Origin of the sequence: Sphingobium sp. DN12, from assembly GCF_051058005.1 — a bacterium.
Taxonomy (GTDB): Bacteria; Pseudomonadota; Alphaproteobacteria; order Sphingomonadales; family Sphingomonadaceae; genus Sphingobium; species Sphingobium yanoikuyae.
Window position 1 is genome coordinate 756,428 of record NZ_CP173717.1, and the last position, 18,969, is coordinate 775,396.

The following is an 18,969-nucleotide window of genomic DNA, read 5'->3' on the forward strand; positions in this document are numbered from 1 at the left end:
GTTCAGACCCGACATTGCGCTCACGGCCCAACAGGCGTGGCCACCATTATTTTCGGAGTGCAGCAATCAGGGCGTCCCGAGCCATGGCCACGCGCGGGTGTCGCAGCGATGAGCGTGCCCAGACGAGGTAGTAAGCGTTGCGCGGCACCGTGACCGGGGCAGGTATCTCGATCAGCGTGCAGGCAGCGCGTTCGCTGCGGGTGAGATAGCCAGGCATCACCGTCCAGCCGAGACCCGCGCACAATCCCGACCGTAGCACCCTCAGATCGGGCGCGGTCAACGCGGGCTGGCTCGTCAGCTCGATCTGGTTTGCATGGAGCCAGGTACGCAGCAGCGGTCGGTCGAGGTCGTACGCGAGGTGGGCCGTCCGGTTGAGCCCGTCGGCAAGCGGCAATTCGGCAATCCGCATGGCAACGGCGGGCGAGGCTACGGCGCGCAGGTGCTCTTCGCCCAGCGGATGAAAGGCCAACCGCGGATCTTCGGGCTGCGAGGCGGTGACGGCTAGGTGCACCTTGTCTTCGAGCAGCAAGGCATAGAGCGCCTCGCGCCCGCCGATATGCAGGCGCAGGTCTAGCCCCGCATCCAGCAGCGGCGCCAGTCGGGGCGCGATCATCTCTCCCAGTAGGTCCGACGGCGCGGCGATGTGGACCGTGCCCGAGATGCGCGACGATCGGGCCCGCGCGCTGGCCAGTGCCGATTCCGCCGTGTCGAGGCTGCTTCCGATCGAAGCCGCGAGATCGTCGGCAATCGCTGTTGGTCGAACACCCCGCGAATGACGATCGAACAAGGGACGGCCCAATTGCGCCTCGAGCGATGCGATGTGCTGCGACGCAGCCGGTTGGGTGATGCCGATTGCCCGGGCCGCCTCGCTCAGTGAACGACGGCGGTAGACTTCGACGAAGGTGCGCAACTGCAGGAGGGACATTCCGGTTCCATAACCGGATTTATGGCCGTCCGCCATTCCCGCTGGATTTCATGATGCCGTTCCCTGCGTATCTAAGCCGCCGAAAGGAACGATCGAAGCAAAATCGCCGCCAATTGCTCCAAGCCCTCACCGCTGTCCTGGTGGCGGGCGCGGCGCCGGCGGGTGCGTTTGCTCGTGTTTCCGACATCACTAGAAAAGGACAACTGACGATGACCCGCATTCTCATGGTGGCCACCTCCGCCGACCGCATGACTCCCGGCACCGAACCGACGGGCGTCTGGCTCGAGGAACTTACCACCCCGTACTACGCGTTCCGCGATGCGGGCGCCGAGGTTACGCTGGCCTCGATCAAGGGTGGCGCCATCCCCGTCGACCAGCGTAGCGTCAACGCCGACGGCGAGAACGACGCTTCGGTCGAGCGCTATCTGAAGGACGAGGCCCTGAAGGGCGAGGTTGCCAGCACCCTTGTATTCACAAGCATCGATCCCGCCGGCTACGACGCGCTGTTCCTGCCGGGCGGCCACGGCACCATGTTCGATTACCCCGTCAGTGACGAACTGGCCCGCCTGGTCGAACGCTTCGACCGCGAAGGCAAGATCGTCGCCGCCGTCTGCCATGGACCGGCAGGGCTGGTCTCGGCGAAGAAGGCCGATGGCACGCCCTTCGTCGCCGGCCGCCGTGTCGCGGGCTTCACGGACAGCGAGGAACGCGCGGTCGGTCTCGATCAGGCGGTGCCGTTCCTCCTCGAAACGCGTCTCAAGGAACTCGGCGGCAAGCACGAGGGCGGCCCCGATTTTGCCCCCTTCGCCCTGCGCGACGGCAATCTGGTGACCGGCCAGAACCCCGCCAGCGCTACCCTCACCGCAGAGCTCGTGATGGAAGCCCTCAAGGACAAGGTCGCCTGATCATGCGCTATCTCCACACCATGCTGCGCGTCGCCGATCCCGAGGCAGCGATCCGGTTCTTCACGCTGCTGGGTCTTAAGGAGACCCGGCGCATGGAGAACCAGGCCGGGCGTTACACGCTGATCTACCTTGCCGCCGACGAGGATTTCCGCGGCGACGGCGAGCAGGGCGATGCCGAGGTCGAACTGACGTACAACTGGCCGCCCGAGGACGGCAGCGCTACCGAGACTTACACGGGGGGCAGAAACTTCGGCCATCTCGCCTACGGGGTCGACGACATCTACGAGACGTGCGCGCGGCTGCAAGCGGGCGGCGTGACGATCAATCGCCCCCCGCGCGACGGATACATGGCGTTCGTCCGCTCGCCGGACGGGATCTCGATCGAACTGCTCCAAAAAGGCGAACACATGGCCCCGGCCGAACCCTGGGCCTCCATGCCCAACACGGGCGCATGGTGATGGCGCGCCTGTTCGAACCGCTCGAGGTCGCGGGGCTGCGGCTTGCCAACCGCATCGTTATCGCGCCGATGTGCCAGTATTCTGCCGAGGACGGCGCGATGACCGATTGGCACCGGATGCATCTCGGCCAGTTGGCGCTGTCGGGCGCGGGCGCGCTGACGATAGAGGCGACCGCTGTCAGCCCCGAAGGTCGCATCACCTACGGTGACGTCGGCCTGTACGATGACCGTACCGAAGCGGCGATGCGAAGCGTGCTAGAAAGCGTCCGTCAGTGGTCGGACATGCCGCTCGTCATCCAGCTGGCCCATGCCGGCCGCAAGGCGAGCAGCGCCAAGCCGTGGCACGGCGGAGCGCAGCTTCCCCCCGATACGGAGAATGGCTGGCAGACCGTGGCACCCAGCGCCATTCCCTTCGCTCCGGACGACCATCCCCCTGTCGAACTGGACAAGTCAGGGCTTGCCCGCATCCGGGAGGCGTTCGCGGATGCCGCCCGGCGCGCCGGCAGGCTCGGCATCGAAGCCGTCCAGATCCACGCCGCGCATGGCTATCTGCTTCACGAGTTTCTTTCGCCGATCTCCAACCGGCGCGGCGACGAATACGGCGGCAGCCTCGACAACCGGATGCGGTTCCCGCTGGAAGTGTTCGATGCCGTGCGCGAATCGTTTCCGGCCGACCGCCCGGTGACCGTTCGCGTTTCCGGGACTGACTGGGTTGAAGGCGGCTGGACAGCGGAAGAAACCGCAAGGTTTGCGCAGGAACTGAAGCGGCGCGGTTGCGCGGCGATCCACGTCTCCGGCGGCGGGCTCGACCCGCGCCAGCAGATCCCGGTCGGCCCCGGCTATCAGGTACCGCTGGCCCGCACGGTCAAGGACGCGGTCGCTATGCCTGTAATCGCTGTCGGCTTGATCACCGATCCGCACCAGGCGGAGCGCATCCTAGAAGACGGGCATGCCGACGCCATAGCGATTGCCCGCGCTGCGCTGTGGGATCCGCGTTGGCCCTGGCACGCCGCCGCCGCGCTTGGTGCATCGGTCAAGGCGCCCCCGCAATATTTCCGGTCCGAGCCTCACGAAGTGGGCCGCATTCTCAAGGAAATGACGCCATGAAAATCTCCGTCAAACTGCTTCTGGCCGCTGGCGCTGCCCTCTCGCTTGCCGCCTGCGCGACGACCCGGGAGGGTGCATCCGCGCCCCGGATCGAACAGGTCGCGACCTTCGATGGCGCGATGCCGACTGGCGTGACCGTCGCCCCCAACGGGCGCATCTTCGTCAACTTCCCGCAATGGGGCGACAACGCGCCGTTCACGGTTGCCGAGCTGGTCGACGGCAAGGCGGTGCCTTATCCCGACGCCGCGACCAACCGGCCCGATCCGGCCGACCCGGCGGGGCATTTCATCTCGGTGCAGAGCGTGGTGGCAGACGGCGCCGATCGCCTGTGGGTGCTCGACACGGCGGCGCCCAAATTCTCTCAACCACGGGCCGGCGGTGCAAAGCTGGTGGCGATCGATCTTGCGACCAACCGGGTGGTGAAGACGATCGTCCTGCCGCCCAGCGTGGTGCTGCCCACGACCTACCTCAACGATGTGCGCTTCGATCTGCGTCAGGGCGCCGAGGGCGTCGCCTACATCACCGACAGCAGCAACGACGGCGTCGGCGGCATCATCGTCGTCGATATCGCCAGCGGGCGTGCGATCCGGCGCCTGTCGAACCATGCGACGACCAACCCCGAGCCCGGCTTCACCCCGGTCGTCGACGGCGCGGTGCTCATGAACCGCCCGGCCGACGGCCCCGCGACGCCGGTCACGATCGCAAGCGACGCGATTGCGCTCAGCGCCGACGGCAGCCTGCTGTATTACGGGCCACTGTCGGGCCGCACGCTGCACGCGGTGCCCACGGCGATGCTGCGCGATCCCGCGGTGTCCGAGGAGGCGTTAGGCCGCGCGGTCCGCAGCCTGGGGCGCAAAGGCGCCTCGGACGGGATAGCCGAGGACGACAAGGACCGCGTGTTCGCCGGCGATTACGAGAACAACGCGATCCGCGTGCTCGACCAGGGCCGCTGGACGACGGTGGTCAGCGACCCGCGCATCAGCTGGCCCGACACGCTATCGATCGGCACCGACGGCTACCTCTACTTCACCGCCAACCAGCTCCACCGCCAGCCCGGCTTCCACGGCGGGCGGGACCTGCGCCGCAAGCCCTACGAGCTGCTCCGCATCAAGGTCGGCGCCGCTCCCGTCCTGTTGCGCTCGCGGTGAACCCATCAGGCCGGGCGGGCTCGCGCGGGACCGCGATCCGGCGAAAAATCAACAACTGACTTGAAGGAACACAATCATGACCAAGGGTATCGAAGGCAAGGTAATTCTCATTACCGGCGGCAGCAGCGGCATCGGCGCGGAAACTGCGCGTCTTCTCGCTGACCGCGGCGCCAAAGTGGCCATCGCCGCGCGGCGCAAGGACAGGCTCGACGAGGTCGTCGCGGACATTGCCGCAACGGGCGGAACGGCACGCGCCTATGCGCTCGACGTCACCGACAAGTCGGCGGTCCAGTCCGTCGTCGCCGCAATCATTGCCGACTTCGGCCGCCTCGACGTGCTGATCAACAACGCCGGGCTGATGCCGATCCGTCCGATGGCCGAGGTCAACACCGACGAGTGGGACCAGATGATCGACGTCAATCTGAAGGGTACGCTCTACGGCATCGCGGCGGCCCTTCCCGGTTTTCTCGAGCAGGGCAGCGGTCACATCATCAACTTAAGCTCGGTTGCGGGCATCAAGGTCTTCGCACCGGGCGGCACGGTCTATTCCGGCACCAAGTTCGCCGTCAGCGCGATCAGCGAGGGCTTGCGCCACGAGGTGGGGGAAAAGGTCCGGGTCACGTCAATCGAGCCTGGAGCTGTCGAAAGCGATTTGAAGTTCACGACCTCTGGCGCGGCCGCCGAGACGGTGCTGGACTTCTACAAGCAGGCCATCCCGGCGGCATCGGTGGCGCGTGCTATCGCGTTCGCTGTCGAACAACCTGATGACGTCGATGTCAACGCGATCGTCATCAGGCCGACTGCACAGGAGTTCTGATTTCGACGAGGAGGCGGGGCCGCGTGTGCTCCGCCTCGTGGGGAACGTACCGGCCCGCTCGTCCGTTACTTTGCCGAAGAATAGCTGAGCGTTCAACTTGAGGAGTGATTTATGCCCAAACTTGCCCTGTATGTACCACTGAAGGCCAAGCCCGGAAAAGAGCGCGATGTCGCCGATTTCCTGACCTCGGCATTGCCGCTCGTTCAAGCTGAGCCGGGCACTCTGACCTGGTATGCGATCGAGGAAGGTCCCGGTGCGTACGCGATCTTCGATACGTTCGACACGGAGGAGGATCGGCAGGCCCATCTTGACGGCAAGGTTGCCGCCGCACTGATGGACAAGGCAGAAGAACTGTTTTCTGAACCGCCGCAGATTCACAAGTTCACCCTGCTGGCCGCGAAATAGCCGAGCGGTCGGCACCCTAGCGCGTCGCTCTCATCGCCCGCGTGGGGGGCCCGGGCGCGGCGGCGTGCGTTGAGCGGCTTTCCCCGAACCGGCCACGGAGATACTCCATGCGCACCACCCAGACGCTCGACCTGAACGACGCGCGGACGATCATCGATTTGGGGATCGCGGAGGCCGAGCGGACAGGCAACCCGATGAACATCGCGGTGGTGGACGCGGGCGGCTGCCTCCTAGCGTTCGCGCGGATGGACGATTCGTGGCGCGGCAGCGTCGACATCGCGATCGGCAAGGCGTGGGCGGCGCGCGCGTTCGACGTCGAGACCAAGGCGCTGGCGAAGCTCGCCCAGCCGGGCGCCGACTTCTACGGCATCCATGCCTCAAACGACGGCAAGGTGATGATCTTCGCCGGGGGCGTGCCGATCAAGGAGGGCGAGACGGTGATCGGCGCGGTGGGCGTGTCGGGCGGCACCGGCAAGGAGGACGAGAGCGTGGCCGAGGCAGCGGCGCAGGCGTTCGCGCGCGGCTGAGCCTTGGAGCGCGGAGCTGGGCGCGGCGGTGCCCGCTTAGTCGAAGGCGGTTCAGTCGACGGCGGCGGGCGCGCCTCCCGCGCGGCGCGGGTCGCCTCCGTTTAGAGCGTTATTCGGCCATTCTGGCCCAGTTATTCAGAAAACCGCCGTGAATCGATCCCAGGATAGCCCACGGGAAGGAACCTCTCAGGTAGCACAAGGTTCAGGAAACTGAGATCACTTGGAAGGGTGCGATGTCCTCCGCCGCTGCGATGGACCGGATCATCAGCAAGGTCTCGATTTGATGACGCGTTGAGAAGAGCTGCGAAAGGAAAGGATCCGTGAAAGCTGTCGTGTACAACGGGCCCAAAGATGTTTCTGTCAGTACCATCGATGATCCCAAGATTGAAAAGCAGACCGATGTTATCATCCGGCTGACCACGACCAATATCTGCGGGTCGGACCTTCACATGTATGAGGGCCGTACCAGCTTCGAAAAGGGCCGGGTCTTCGGTCACGAAAACCTTGGCGAGGTCATCGAAGTTGGCGCTGCCGTAGATCGTATCAAGAAGGGCGATCGCGTGTGCATGCCGTTTAACGTCGGTTGCGGTTTCTGCGAAAATTGCGAACGCGGTTTGACGGGTTTTTGCCTCACGACCAACCCTGGAACCGCCGGCGCAGCGTATGGCTTTGCCGAGATGGGTCCGTGGCAAGGTGGTCAGGCCGAGTTGATGCGCGTTCCTTATGCGGACTTCAATTGTCTGAAGCTGCCTGAGGACGCTGAGGAGAAGGAGGATGACTATGTCATGCTCTCCGACATCTTCCCCACCGGTTGGCATGGCGTCGAACTGTCGGGTTTCCTGCCTGGCGAAAGCATTGCGATCTACGGCGCCGGTCCGGTCGGTCTAATGGCCGCGCACTCGGCCGAAATCCGCGGCGCCTCTCAGATCTTTGTCGTCGATTCTCACGATGACCGTCTGAAACTGGCCGAGGCGATGGGCGCTATTCCGATCGATATGCGCAAGGGCGATCCCGCCCAGCAGATCCTTGACGCGACTGGCGGCCTCGGGACCGACCGGGGGGTCGAGGCGGTCGGGTATCAGTGTTGCGATCGCCACGGCAAGGAGCGCAGCAATTACACGATGAACTGCCTCGTCAAAAGCACGAAGGCCACCGGCGGAATCGGCGTCGTCGGCGTGTTCATTCCGGAAGACCCGAACGCGCCCGACGATCTCCAGAAGGAAGGCAAGATGGCGTTCGACTTCGGCAACTTCTGGTTCAAGGGCCAGAAGATTGGCACCGGCCAGTGCAATGTAAAGCACTACAACCGGCGACTGATGAAGCTTATCGAGCAAGGCCGGGCCAATCCTGCCAAAATCATCTCGCACCGACTGCCGCTCGATCAGGCACCAGACGCCTACAAGCATTTCGACGAGCGCGATGCAGGCTGGACGAAGGTCGTGCTCAAGCCGGGCACCTGACCTTAGTCTTCGACGGAATAGGAAATAAATTATGACTTTGGAAGGCAAATCGGTTGCCATTCTGATTGCACCCCGAGGGACGGAAGAACCAGAATTCTCGAAGCCCAAGCAAGCTGTCGAGGACGCTGGTGGCAAAGTGACCGTGATCAGTTTTGAACCGGGCAAGGCTCGCACAGTCAATAGCGATCTTGACGAGGGCGCCAGCTATACTATCGACAAGACGTTTTCCGAGGTGAAAGCCGACGATTTCGACGGACTTGTTGTGCCCGGAGGGACTGTCGGTGCCGACAAGCTGCGCGGCAGCGTCGAGGCAATTGCTTTCATCCGGGCTTTCTTCGATCAGAAAAAACCTGTTGCGGCTATATGCCATGCACCCTGGACATTGATCGAGGCGGGCGTGCTTAAGGGTCGCACCGTGACGTCCTACCCGACGCTGAAGGTCGATATCGAGAACGCCGGCGGTGCATGGACCAATGAGGAAGTCGTGGTCGACAACGGCCTTGTTACCAGCCGCGATCCCAATGATTTGCCCGCCTTCTGCGCCAAACTCGTTGAGGAAATCGCAGAAGGTGTGGGCGCAGCGCTCGCAGCAGGGAATTAAGACGGGGCGTTTCGACGAACCATGTGAGGGCCCTCTTCCTGGAGAAGGTCCGCACAAAGCAAGCGTGGCGGATGGCCAGCGATTGGCTGTCCGCCACGCTGCTGGCTGTCCGCCACGCTGCGTATCATACGAACACGGCGCACCTGACGGGCAGTCAAACCCTAAGCCGCGTCAACCGCGGTGACACATCGCCGGCTCCCGCTTCCAGATTCGACCCATTCCAACGTGTGGTCGAGATGCACCTGATCGAAGGTGCGTTCGGCCAGATTTACGACCTACAGCGCCGCCTTGAGATAGCGGGCGGTGAGACTGCCTTCCGCTTCCGCAACAACGCCAGGGACGCCGCTGGCAACGATACGGCCTCCATCTTCCCCGGCCCCCGGTCCCAGGTCGATGATCCAGTCCGCCTGCGTGATGGCGCGCATGTCATGTTCGACGACTACGACGGTATTGCCAGCGTCTACGAGGCCCTGCAGGTGTTGCATCAGCCGGTCGCCATCGGAGGGGTGAAGCCCCGAAGTTGGCTCGTCGAGGATGTAGATCGTGTTGCCGCGTTGAGCGCGTTGCAGTTCAGTCGCCAGCTTGATGCGCTGCGCCTCCCCGCCAGACAGCTCGGTCGCTGGCTGACCGAGCCGCAGATAGCCAAGACCGATCTCCCGCAACACGTCGAGTGAGCGCATCACAGATGCCTCGCCAGCGAAGAAATCGCACGCATCGTCGACCGTCAGTTCGAGCACCTGGGCGATATTGCGCCCGTTCCATTCGACTTCGAGCGTTTGCGGGTTGTAGCGAGAGCCATGACAGGTCGAGCACGGGGCAAAAACGCTCGGCAGGAACAGCAGCTCCACCATGACGTATCCCTCGCCCTCGCACACAGGGCAGCGGCCTTGCGCAACGTTGAACGAGAACCTTCCCGGGCTGTAGTGCCGCCGGCGGGCGAGCGGCGTATCAGCGAAGATCCGTCGCACATGGTCGAACATGCCGCTGTAGGTGGATAGGTTCGAGCGCGGCGTGCGGCCGATCGGCTTCTGATCGACCCGCACCAGCCTGCGAACATGCTCCATGCCTGCGACAATGCGTCCTTCAGTGTCGTTCTGCGCAACATCGAGCAGCGGATCGATATCCTCCTCCTCGGCCACGGGGGAGCCGCCGAGGTGTTCCGTGACGAGCTCGGGCAGCGCCTGACTGACAAGACTGGATTTGCCCGATCCCGAAACGCCGGTGACAGCGGTGAAGCAGCCGATGGGAAACTCGACGTCGAGACCATGGAGATTGTTCCGCCTGATCCCTTCCAGGCGTAGCCATGCCTTGGGATGGCGCGGTGTGCGCTCACTGCGGAGCGGCTCTGCGAACAGGTAGCGGCGGGTGATCGAAGTCTCGACGTCGGCAAGCCCCTCTATCGGCCCGCTGTAGAGGACTTCACCGCCCTTTTCCCCGGCTCCAGGCCCGACATCGACGAGCCATTCCGCGCGGCGGATCACGTCGAGATCATGTTCGACGACGAACAGGGAGTTGCCCGCCGCCTTGAGACGCTCGAGGATGGTGAGCAAGGCTTCGCCATCTGCCGGGTGCAACCCTGCCGAAGGCTCGTCAAGCACATAGGCCACGCCGAAAAGCTCTGACGACAATTGCGTGGCAAGCCGCAAGCGCTGCAGCTCTCCGGAGGAGAGCGTCGGCGTGCTGCGGTCGAGCGAAATGTAGCCAAGGCCAAGATCGATCAGCGGCTCTAGCCGCTCGATCAATTCGCAGGCGAGGCGTTGGGCAGCGATCCGCTTCTCGTCGGAGAGATTGGGCGTGCGGCGTACGTCGGGCGCGCTCTTGTGCGCAGAGCCGCCCGCCGCAACCCGTTGTTCAACCGCTGCATCGCGGGCCGCTTTTTCCAGAACATGGCCCTTTGAGGGGGCGGAGACTGCCCCATACTCGCCATGCGCGACGGGGATCAGCAAGTCCTTCAGCTTGAGCACCGTCAGGTCGCCGAACTCGGCAATGTCGAGGCCGGCGAATTTGACCGACAGTGCTTCGCGCTTCAGGCGCTTGCCGTCGCAGGTCGGGCAATCGCGGCCGATGATATATTGCGAGACGCGCTTCTTCATCAGCGCGCTTTTCGTGTTGGCAAAGGTTTCCAGCACATAGCGGCGCGCGCCGGTGAAGGTGCCCTGGTAGCTCGGCTCCATGCGGCGCTTGAGCGCCGTCCGGGTCTGTTCGGGCGTCAGTCCCGCATAGACCGGCACCGTCGGCGTCTCTTCAGTGAAGAGGATCCAGTCGCGATCCTTTTTCGGCAGGTCGCGCCACGGCGTATCGACGTCATAGCCGAGCGAAACGAGGATATCGCGCAGGTTCTGGCCATGCCAGGCAGCCGGCCAGGCGGCGATCGCCCGATCTCGAATGGTGAGGCTGTCGTCAGGAACCATCGTCTCTTCGGTCGCGTCATATACGCGGCCGATGCCGTGGCAGGTCGCGCAGGCCCCCGCGACCGTGTTGGGGGAGAAATCCTCCGCAAAGAGCATCGGCTGATGGCGCGGATATTCGCCGACGCGCGAGTAGAGCATCCGCACCAGGCTGGAGAGCGTCGTCACGCTGCCGACCGAGGACCGCGCGTTGGCCGAGCCGCGCTGCTGCTGCAACGCGACCGCGGGCGGCAAACCGTCGATCGCGTCGACTTCCGGAACCCCAGCCTGGTCGATCAGCCGACGGGCATAGGGCGCAACCGATTCCAGATAACGCCGCTGGGCTTCGGCATAAAGGGTGCCGAACGCCAGCGATGACTTGCCCGAGCCCGATATGCCGGTGAACACCACGAAGGCGTCACGCGGTAGATCGACGTCAATATTTTTGAGGTTATTCTGGCGCGCGCCGCGAACCTGCACGCAAGCAGGCGGCCCCGCATGCCCATGATCGGTGGCCGGCGTCGCCGCGTGAATATCCTTGCTCTTCAATTCAGTCTTCCTGCCATATCCGCCTGTGCGGCCCGGGGTTCATCACGGTCGGGCAACAGATGAACACATTTCCGACCCAATGCATCCAACGGCCAGGCTGGCCCGATGTTCGGCACCTTTGAAATATTTTTCCAGCATCAGACAAAGGTTACGACAAAACCATTTTTCCCGTTGGGTCGCGCGACGAGGCCACACGCACTCCGCTGGTAAGCGTCTGGGCCAGGCGGCCCTGGTCCGTGCCGCTATCGGCATGTAACGATCGCACTTCGACGCTTGTTACCGCATCGCGACGCGTTGCGACTTTGCCAGAGCGAGCGTCATCATGGCCGGGTCGGGCATGATGACGCGCGAGTTGTCGATCCGGGCGCCTCGCGCCGATTCGGATCGGCGGGTCAGTAGTGAATGACCGAGCGGATCGACTTGCCTTCGTGCATCAGTTCGAAGGCCTCGTTGATCTCCTCCAAGCCCATCGTGTGGGTTACGAACGGAGCCAGATCGATATCGCCTCTCATCGCGTCCTCGACCATGCCGGGAAGCTGTGTCCGTCCCTTGACGCCGCCGAAAGCGGACCCCTTCCACACGCGGCCCGTGACGAGCTGGAATGGGCGGGTGGAGATTTCCTCGCCCGCGCCGGCAACGCCAATCACGATCGACTGACCCCAGCCACGGTGCGCTGATTCAAGCGCGGCGCGCATGACTTGGACGTTGCCGATGCACTCGAAGGTATGATCGATGCCCCAGCCCGTCATCTCGATCAGCACTTGCTGGATGGGCTTGTCATGGTCCTTGGGGTTGATGCACTCGGTCGCACCGAACTGGCGTGCCAGCTCGAACTTGGACGGATTGGTGTCGATGGCAATGATGCGACCCGCCTTCGCCTGGCGCGCACCCTGAATCGCCGCGAGGCCGATGCCGCCGAGGCCGAACACGGCGACCGAGTCGCCGGGCTGGACCTTGGCGGTATTGTGGACTGCGCCGATGCCGGTCGTGACGCCGCAGCCGAGCAGGCAGACATGTTCGGGGTTTGCCTCGGGATTGATCTTGGCGAGCGAGACTTCGGCGACGACAGTATATTCACTAAAGGTTGAACAGCCCATGTAATGATAGAGGGGCTGACCATTGTACGAAAAGCGGGTGGTCCCATCGGGCATCAAGCCCTTGCCCTGCGTTTCGCGGACAGCGACGCACAGGTTGGTTTTGCCCGACAGGCAGAAGTCGCACTTGCCGCATTCGGCGGTGTAGAGCGGAATCACGTGATCGCCCGGCACGACGCTGGTGACGCCTTCACCGACCTCGACAACGATGCCCGCGCCCTCGTGGCCCAGAACCACCGGGAAAACACCCTCCGGATCACTCCCCGCCAGAGTGTACGCGTCGGTGTGGCACACACCGGTGTGCGTCACCCGTATGAGGACTTCGCCTTTCCGGGGTGGGGCGACATCGATCTCGACGATTTCGAGTGGCTTGCCCGCCTCGAAGGCTACAGCGGCGCGAGATTTCATGTTGGGATACCCTCGTTGAGTTAAACTGATTGCTGGTGCGAGGCCGTTGCGTCAGCGCAAATTCGTGGGGGAGCGATCGCTCACTCCCCCGGTATGCCGGTCAGACCGTAACGACGACCTTGCCGATCTGGTCGTTCGATTCGAGGAAGCGGTGAGCGTCCTGGATGGCGTCGAGCGGGAAAGTGCGCGCGATCCGCGGCTTGAGCGCGCCCGATTCCAGACCCGCCACGATGAACGCCTTGGCGCGATCGAGGGCGGCATCGTCCGAGACGATCTCGCTGTAGAGATACCCCTTGAGCGTGAGGCTCTTGCCCAGCACGGAGAACAACGGGAACGGCGTCGGTTCGCCGCTGAGCGCGCCATATTCGAGCAGGATGCCGCCGCGTGCCATGCTCTCGGTCAGCGGCTCGAACGACGGGCCTCCGACCGGATCGAGCACCACGCGCGCACCCTGACCATCGGTTATCTCCATCACCCTCGCTACCAGGTCCTCTTCCCCGGTCGCGACGACATGATGCGCACCGGCATCGATCAGGGCCTGGCGCTTGGCGCCGGTACGCGTCGTCGCGATTACCGTCGCGCCGACCATCCGCGCAATCTGGAAGGCCGCAAGGCCGACGCTGCTGGAGGCAGCTGTGACGATGACGAAATCGCCCTCGCCGAGTTTCGCCTGCTCCACCAGTGCACCCCAGGCGGTGACATACTGCATCCACACGGCCGCCGCTTCCTCGAACGACAGCGCCGCCGGATGCTTGACGACGAGGCGGGCGGGCACGTTGGCGACTTCGCCATAGGTGCCCCAGCGTGCGATATCGAGCGGGGGGATGACGCTGACGGCTTCGCCTTCCGCAAACCCGGTCACGTCCGCGCCGACCGTAACGACAGTGCCGGCAGCCTCGTAGCCGAGGCGGCTCGGGAACTCGGCTTCCTGAAGGTAGGCATTGTTGCGGAACATCACCTCGGCGCGGTTTATGCCTATCGCCTTCACCGCGATCTGCACTTCATCGGCCGCGGGCCCGGGCACTGCCACATCTTCAATCCTGAGGACGCTGGCGTCGCCATATTCATGGATACGGACGATGCGGCTCATTGGAGACTCCTTGATTATTTAATGATCGTTCTGTAAGGGAGCGGACCACCCGTTTCAAGATATTATTTATCGATCGTTCCATATCGTGCATCAGAGATGACAGAGACGAAAGCCCGTCGCCGCGCAGGTCGCCCTCGTGTGTTCGACACTGACGCTGCGCTCGACAAGGCGGTGCGGCTGTTCTGGCAGCGCGGCTACGAGGCGACATCGATGGCCGATCTGGTGGCGGAGACTGGCGTCGCCGCCGCCAGTCTCTATGCAGCGTTTGACAACAAGGCGGGGCTGTTTGCGGCGGTGATCGAACGTTACGCCGCGACGTTCAGCGTCCACCTCTATGCACCCATCAACGATCCGGCGTTGTCCACCTACGAAGCCGTCAAAGGCCTGCTGGAACGAGCGGCGTCATCATTCTCGGAACCTGGAACGCCGGCCGGCTGCTTCATGTATTCGGCAGCGGCAGCCGTTTCGCCGGCGTCCGCCGCCATCGAATGCCTGCTGCGCGACAAGCGTATCGCGGCGGAGGCCCTCCTAATCGAGCGTCTGCAACGCGGCGCCGCGCAGGGCGAGCTTGCGGCCAACACCGATCCGGCCGTGCTAGGCAAATTCATCAATACGGTCATGGAAGGCATGTCCGTTCAGGCGCGCGACGGCGCTACGATCAACGAACTGCTCTCCATCGCCAAAATGGCGCTCGATCGATGGCCGGCCGCGATATGATCGTTTCATGGTGGTCATCTGCCAATCTGCCCCCCGACCGAACAGTCGAACTCATCTCATAGGACGAAAGCACATGAAACACGTGACATTGCCCGGCGGGGAAGTGGTTCCTTCACTGGGTCAAGGCACCTGGAAGATGGGCGAACGTGCCGAGCGCCGATCCGATGAGATCGCCACGCTACGCGCCGGTGTCGAACTGGGCATGACGCTCATCGATACCGCCGAAATGTACGGCGATGGTGCGGCGGAAACGCTGATATCCGAGGCGCTGGGCAGCGTTCGCGACCAGTTGTTCCTCGTCAGCAAGGCATATCCGCAGAACGCATCGCGCTCCCGCCTTGCCGATGCATGCGAGGCGAGCCTGAAGCGGCTCGGCACCGACCGGCTGGACCTCTACCTGCTCCATTGGCGGGGATCGGTGCCGCTCGCTGAGACTGTGGAGGCATTGGAGGCGCTCAAATCAGCGGGGAAAATCAGGCATTGGGGTGTCAGCAATCTCGATACCGACGATATGGACGAGCTTATCGCTGCCGGCGGGGATGGCTGCGTGACCGATCAGATCCTCTACAATCTCGTCCGTCGAGGCCCTGAGTTGGACCTGTTGCCGTGGCTCGCCCAGCACAAAGTGCCAGTGATGGCGTATAGTCCCGTCGAGCAGGGACGCCTCTCAAGCCATCCCGCCCTCGACAAAGTAGCGGCCCAGGTTGGCGCAACCCCTGCGCAGGTCGCACTTGCCTGGACGTTGCGCCACGATGGCCTTATCGCCATCCCGAAAGCGAGTTCGATTGCACATGTGCGGGAGAACCGCGCGGCCGCAGATATCGTGCTCTCCGACGCCGACATTGCGACACTCGATGCGGAATTTCCCAGGCCCCGCGACCGCCGTCCACTCGAGATGCTTTAGCGTCAGATGACGATATTATCGCTCGAAGGAACAGAACGCAAACCGGATCGGCGGTAGGCGCTCAGCGGTGCGGTGATCGGACCAGTGTCGACACCGCTATCGAGCGGGTGCTGCGCGACTGACGGTTCGAGCACCAGGCCTATCGCGCCCCTGGCCCCAATCTGCTCTTAGCCTCCACGAATAACCGTCTGACCGTTCTTACCGTCTATGGGGCGTATCCGAGCTGGCAGGGCATCCAGCCAAGGGCGTCATTCTTGTCCATCGGGCGCTCGGGCGGCCTAGCTGTCAGCACGACACCGCGCTGCCTGAGTTTCCGAGCTGCCATCCCAGCGTGCGCCGCTGGCGGGAAGGTGAGCCGATTACTCGCTCAAGCTCAGTTCGACAGAGCGCAGGCCATGAACCGTTCACTGCACTGCAGCGCCGAATTAGCGCTCTGCTACCTAGAGAGCTGCTTAGCAAAAAAAATGCTCTCAATAGCCCGATCTCGCAAGCTCAGTATCTGATTTACGAAAAAGGGAAATGTGGTGGACGCACTAGGGCTCGAACCTAGGACCCGCTGATTAAGAGTCAGCTGCTTGACGGCAGCTTTAGCCGATTTCTCCCCAAAAGAGGACGGTCAACAATCGGCCCACTTTCTGCCGATCTGTGATGCCAGTCAGGCAAACGATGTATGTCGGCTCCAGACAGGAGCTGCCATCCGATCTATCAATTTGGAACGGCAGCACTGTCCCATGCCACGTCATAGCTGAAGGTCGGCTTCCTGGCGCTGGATAGCTGGAATTGAGTGGCAAGGATGGGCGCAAAGCGGATATGGCGAACTTGAAAAAAAAGCGCGCTACCGGCGAGTAGCCATTCATCCACAAGGAAGGAATTGCGTGAGGCAAAGCTTGAGAAATTGCTTGGGCGCGAGTTGGCTACATTAAGCCATCGGACCGCATCCTGCAGCGCTGCCATGCCGTGCTGAAGTCGCGGCATGGCAGCGACCAGTTTCGGGAGCGTGGTGATGCGGTGATCCACAAGAAAGAAATGGAAACTGTCTTCATCGCCGGACGCCAGCAATCCTTTCGTGTTCGCGGCGAACCAGCGGTAGCTTCGAATAGCCTTGATCCACCACCGAGGAGCGGGTCGACCGGGACGCGAGGCGCTTTACGCCCCTCTTGGATTTCCCAATCTCGGTCGGCGGCGCGGTTTATAAATTGTGTAATTCGGACATCCTACAGACTTCTCGAATGTCCGCATCCAGCAATTGATGTCCGCATAGTCAGGCTGTGCATAGCGCAAACCGGGGACGGTACCGCTGCAAAACCGGACATCTCTTCTGTCAACGATGTCCCCATATGTCCGGATTACATGTCGAGACGCACATAGACCGTCGCGGGACCCGCGCCCTCACGCCGGACAAAACCGCGATCCTCGAGATCGACCAAATCGCGCCGCACTGAGCGGGCAGTCAGGCCCTTAGCGTAAGCGGATGCGTAGTCGGCAGGCGAAATCGCGAATCCGGGGTTTGCATCACTAAGAAATGCGGTCTGCCGATCATTCAGGTCGGACGTCTCACCCCGATTCTCGCCAGCGGCGTAAATCGTTAGCGTGACCCCGGACTTTCGGCTCTCCCATTTCGGTTTGCGAGCTCCGATATCCTCGCAGGCCCTGATGATCTTCAAGGTCCCGCGACCAAGTTGCTCCATCTGCCCTCGCAGGTAGAAGACCTTGGCGATGTCAGGATTGATCGGAACCGAAGGATGCTCCCGCCTGAGATCCGACGTGCTGAGTTCGTCTGGAAGACTCCCCGAGTTCCAGAACTCGATCCGCGAAGGATAGACGGCGACGCGAGCGCCTCCCGAATAGGCTGAGTAGTCGCGGTGGACGAGCGCGTTGACGAGCGCCTCGCGCAAGGCGCGCGGGGCATAACGAGAACGCTGGTCGCGCTTGAGGCTATCTGAAAAGGACACGCGGGAGGCGTTGACGCTTTCGAGTTCACGTGAGATCCGCTCGGCAATATCGAGCAGTGGGCCAGTCAACCACTTGAGATTGCGGTATTCATCACCGGTCTTGTCTTCCTCGAAAACGACAAACTGGACCCGGCACTGTGGATGCCGCACCGAGGGGTCCAGCGAAAACAGGACATCGCCGCCCTGCGTGAATCCCTCGCCGCGCCACATCGATAGTCTGCGCAGGATTTCGTGCGGCTCGCGCAGGTCGGCAAACCCCTCATCTTGCTCGCGCGCATCGCGCGCCGTCGCCAGCACTTCATCGACCGCCAGATCCTCTTCGGTCATCGAAGGCGAGAGACGGCGCTCCCAACGCTCTGGAGCCTCGACCTGAACGTGGACCAACTTGCGAATTGCAGCGCTGTCGGCATGTCTGGTGCGGCTACCCGATCGGGTGAAGATCGCACCGTCGAAGACATAGGGCCGGTCTTGCCCTGCAGGTACGTCAATGACGATGATCGGCACATCGCAGACATCCTCAACGGTCACCGTCACGAAGGAGGACGGCGACAGCCTTTTGCTGAGTTCGCGCTCGATCATTCCGACGCACTGTTCAACCGGCTCCTTGACGCCGTGCAGTGAGCCATCGTCGCCGACCCCGACGTAGATTGTTCCGCCCGCGGTGTTGAGGAATGCGGCCGCGGTCTTCCCGATTGCCTCGATCGCAGTTGCCCGGGCGACGAATTCGTTTGAGGCGTCCTCGCCTTTGCGAAAACGGACAAGAAGTGTCTTCTCCATCATACCGTGGGGTCTCCTGCGGCCGCAGGGGATGCCTTCTTCACAAGAGCTTCCAAATCCTCGTACCGGTCAAATTGTTCTTCCACATACCGCAGAATGTCATCCCTGTCCCCGTAGGTCTGAACCCAATTGTTCGTCCTATCCGCAACCGGAATCGCGTCCTGAATCGCTTCTTCGTACATGTCGATCACTCTGAGGTCGTCGATCAGCTTCGCGCCCTTTGCCAGCTTCAGGTCGGCGCGTCCGGCAGGCCCCTTGTGTCCAAGGTCCATTAGAAGACGCCGTGCATTGACTACGACTGCGTCGGCGACAAAAAATCGGGGTTTGCCGAGTTCGATCGCCCGTGACAGTTCCCGGTGCGTTATCGAATTCTCACCCGCCGCCGCCACGCCCGACCCGTACTGCGGGCGGATAATGCCAAAGAAGATGTCGCAGGCATCGACCGCGGCAAGACAGGTGTCGAACGCGCTCAGCCCGGGCACCACCGGCAGGCTGCCCTTGTGCGAGTTCCACACTTGGTAGCCGTAGCCGGTCAGTAGGCCGTGGATCTGGTCGAGCCGGTCCTCCATGCCGTAAACCGCCGACGACAGCATAAGCTTCAGTTTGGCCTTTTTCGGCTTGGCCATGCGAATTTCTCGTCACCCTTTGCTTGGCGGTCGGCAGTGGGCATACCTCTCCCCCTGCCGATCATCGGCGTCTTCCAAATGCCGCGCGGGCAGCGCCTAGTCAAACCGCCGAA

Annotated in this window: 18 protein-coding genes; 11 read left to right on the top strand and 7 right to left on the bottom strand. The window is 62.9% G+C overall.

Annotated elements, in window-relative coordinates; translation table 11 throughout:
- Nucleotides 1-46: 46 nt before the first annotated feature.
- Nucleotides 47-925 carry a LysR family transcriptional regulator gene (locus ACI6S0_RS03630; protein WP_031297874.1) on the bottom strand — a complete coding sequence of 293 codons (879 nt, stop codon included), beginning with the start codon at nt 923-925 and terminating at the stop codon, nt 47-49.
- A 209-nt stretch (nt 926-1,134) separates the two neighbouring features.
- Between ACI6S0_RS03630 and ACI6S0_RS03635 the strand changes: the two genes are divergently transcribed.
- From ACI6S0_RS03635 to ACI6S0_RS03675, 9 genes are all read left to right on the top strand, one after another.
- Complete coding sequence (locus ACI6S0_RS03635; RefSeq protein ID WP_009823877.1) at nt 1,135-1,830, top strand: type 1 glutamine amidotransferase domain-containing protein; 696 nt, start codon at nt 1,135-1,137, stop codon at nt 1,828-1,830.
- Nucleotides 1,830-2,288, top strand: coding sequence for a VOC family protein (locus ACI6S0_RS03640; RefSeq protein ID WP_031297871.1), 459 nt, complete (start codon nt 1,830-1,832; stop codon nt 2,286-2,288). The genes ACI6S0_RS03635 and ACI6S0_RS03640 overlap by 1 nt, the downstream gene beginning before the upstream one ends.
- The gene (locus ACI6S0_RS03645) at nt 2,288-3,394 is read left to right on the top strand and encodes an NADH:flavin oxidoreductase/NADH oxidase (protein ID WP_152528027.1); all 1,107 of its coding nucleotides are present in this window, start codon (nt 2,288-2,290) and stop codon (nt 3,392-3,394) included. Before ACI6S0_RS03640 ends, ACI6S0_RS03645 begins: the two co-directional genes overlap by 1 nt.
- The gene (locus ACI6S0_RS03650; protein WP_009823880.1) at nt 3,391-4,542 is read left to right on the top strand and encodes an L-dopachrome tautomerase-related protein; all 1,152 of its coding nucleotides are present in this window, start codon (nt 3,391-3,393) and stop codon (nt 4,540-4,542) included. The genes ACI6S0_RS03645 and ACI6S0_RS03650 overlap by 4 nt, the downstream gene beginning before the upstream one ends.
- Before the next feature lie 76 nt (nt 4,543-4,618).
- Complete coding sequence (locus ACI6S0_RS03655; RefSeq protein WP_021225596.1) at nt 4,619-5,359, top strand: SDR family oxidoreductase; 741 nt, start codon at nt 4,619-4,621, stop codon at nt 5,357-5,359.
- Between the two features lie 111 nt (nt 5,360-5,470).
- Nucleotides 5,471-5,764, top strand: coding sequence for a putative quinol monooxygenase (locus tag ACI6S0_RS03660; RefSeq protein ID WP_009823882.1), 294 nt, complete (start codon nt 5,471-5,473; stop codon nt 5,762-5,764).
- A 107-nt stretch (nt 5,765-5,871) separates the two neighbouring features.
- Nucleotides 5,872-6,291 (top strand): GlcG/HbpS family heme-binding protein, encoded by a 420-nt coding sequence (locus ACI6S0_RS03665; RefSeq protein ID WP_021225595.1) that lies wholly within the window; start codon nt 5,872-5,874, stop codon nt 6,289-6,291.
- A 320-nt stretch (nt 6,292-6,611) separates the two neighbouring features.
- Nucleotides 6,612-7,751: a glutathione-independent formaldehyde dehydrogenase gene (locus ACI6S0_RS03670; protein WP_021225594.1), complete on the top strand. Its 1,140-nt coding sequence runs from the start codon at nt 6,612-6,614 to the stop codon at nt 7,749-7,751.
- 31 nt (nt 7,752-7,782) lie between these two features.
- Nucleotides 7,783-8,352: a type 1 glutamine amidotransferase domain-containing protein gene (locus ACI6S0_RS03675; RefSeq protein WP_066858777.1), complete on the top strand. Its 570-nt coding sequence runs from the start codon at nt 7,783-7,785 to the stop codon at nt 8,350-8,352.
- 275 nt (nt 8,353-8,627) lie between these two features.
- Here the strand turns inward: ACI6S0_RS03675 and ACI6S0_RS03680 are convergent, their stop codons facing one another.
- From ACI6S0_RS03680 to ACI6S0_RS03690, 3 genes are all read right to left on the bottom strand, one after another.
- On the bottom strand, nt 8,628-11,288 hold the full coding sequence (locus ACI6S0_RS03680; protein ID WP_269747232.1) for an excinuclease ABC subunit UvrA: 2,661 nt from the start codon (nt 11,286-11,288) through the stop codon (nt 8,628-8,630).
- Nucleotides 11,289-11,680: 392 nt separating this feature from the next.
- Nucleotides 11,681-12,790 (bottom strand): S-(hydroxymethyl)glutathione dehydrogenase/class III alcohol dehydrogenase, encoded by a 1,110-nt coding sequence (locus tag ACI6S0_RS03685; RefSeq protein ID WP_066858775.1) that lies wholly within the window; start codon nt 12,788-12,790, stop codon nt 11,681-11,683.
- 100 nt (nt 12,791-12,890) lie between these two features.
- The gene (locus ACI6S0_RS03690) at nt 12,891-13,880 is read right to left on the bottom strand and encodes a zinc-dependent alcohol dehydrogenase family protein (protein WP_066858773.1); all 990 of its coding nucleotides are present in this window, start codon (nt 13,878-13,880) and stop codon (nt 12,891-12,893) included.
- 138 nt (nt 13,881-14,018) lie between these two features.
- Here ACI6S0_RS03690 and ACI6S0_RS03695 point away from each other — a divergent pair, with 138 nt between their 5' ends.
- Nucleotides 14,019-14,597 carry a TetR/AcrR family transcriptional regulator gene (locus ACI6S0_RS03695; protein ID WP_198382195.1) on the top strand — a complete coding sequence of 193 codons (579 nt, stop codon included), beginning with the start codon at nt 14,019-14,021 and terminating at the stop codon, nt 14,595-14,597.
- 73 nt (nt 14,598-14,670) lie between these two features.
- Nucleotides 14,671-15,501: an aldo/keto reductase gene (locus ACI6S0_RS03700; protein ID WP_031297415.1), complete on the top strand. Its 831-nt coding sequence runs from the start codon at nt 14,671-14,673 to the stop codon at nt 15,499-15,501.
- A 705-nt stretch (nt 15,502-16,206) separates the two neighbouring features.
- Here the strand turns inward: ACI6S0_RS03700 and ACI6S0_RS03705 are convergent.
- The 3 genes from ACI6S0_RS03705 to ACI6S0_RS03715 form a co-directional block, all read right to left on the bottom strand.
- On the bottom strand, nt 16,207-16,560 hold the full coding sequence (locus ACI6S0_RS03705; protein WP_434404980.1) for a hypothetical protein: 354 nt from the start codon (nt 16,558-16,560) through the stop codon (nt 16,207-16,209).
- 287 nt (nt 16,561-16,847) lie between these two features.
- Nucleotides 16,848-18,233 carry an RNA-binding domain-containing protein gene (locus ACI6S0_RS03710; protein WP_313229712.1) on the bottom strand — a complete coding sequence of 462 codons (1,386 nt, stop codon included), beginning with the start codon at nt 18,231-18,233 and terminating at the stop codon, nt 16,848-16,850.
- On the bottom strand, nt 18,230-18,856 hold the full coding sequence (locus tag ACI6S0_RS03715; RefSeq protein ID WP_313229710.1) for a DUF4062 domain-containing protein: 627 nt from the start codon (nt 18,854-18,856) through the stop codon (nt 18,230-18,232). Before ACI6S0_RS03715 ends, ACI6S0_RS03710 begins: the two co-directional genes overlap by 4 nt.
- Nucleotides 18,857-18,969 lie beyond the last annotated feature (113 nt).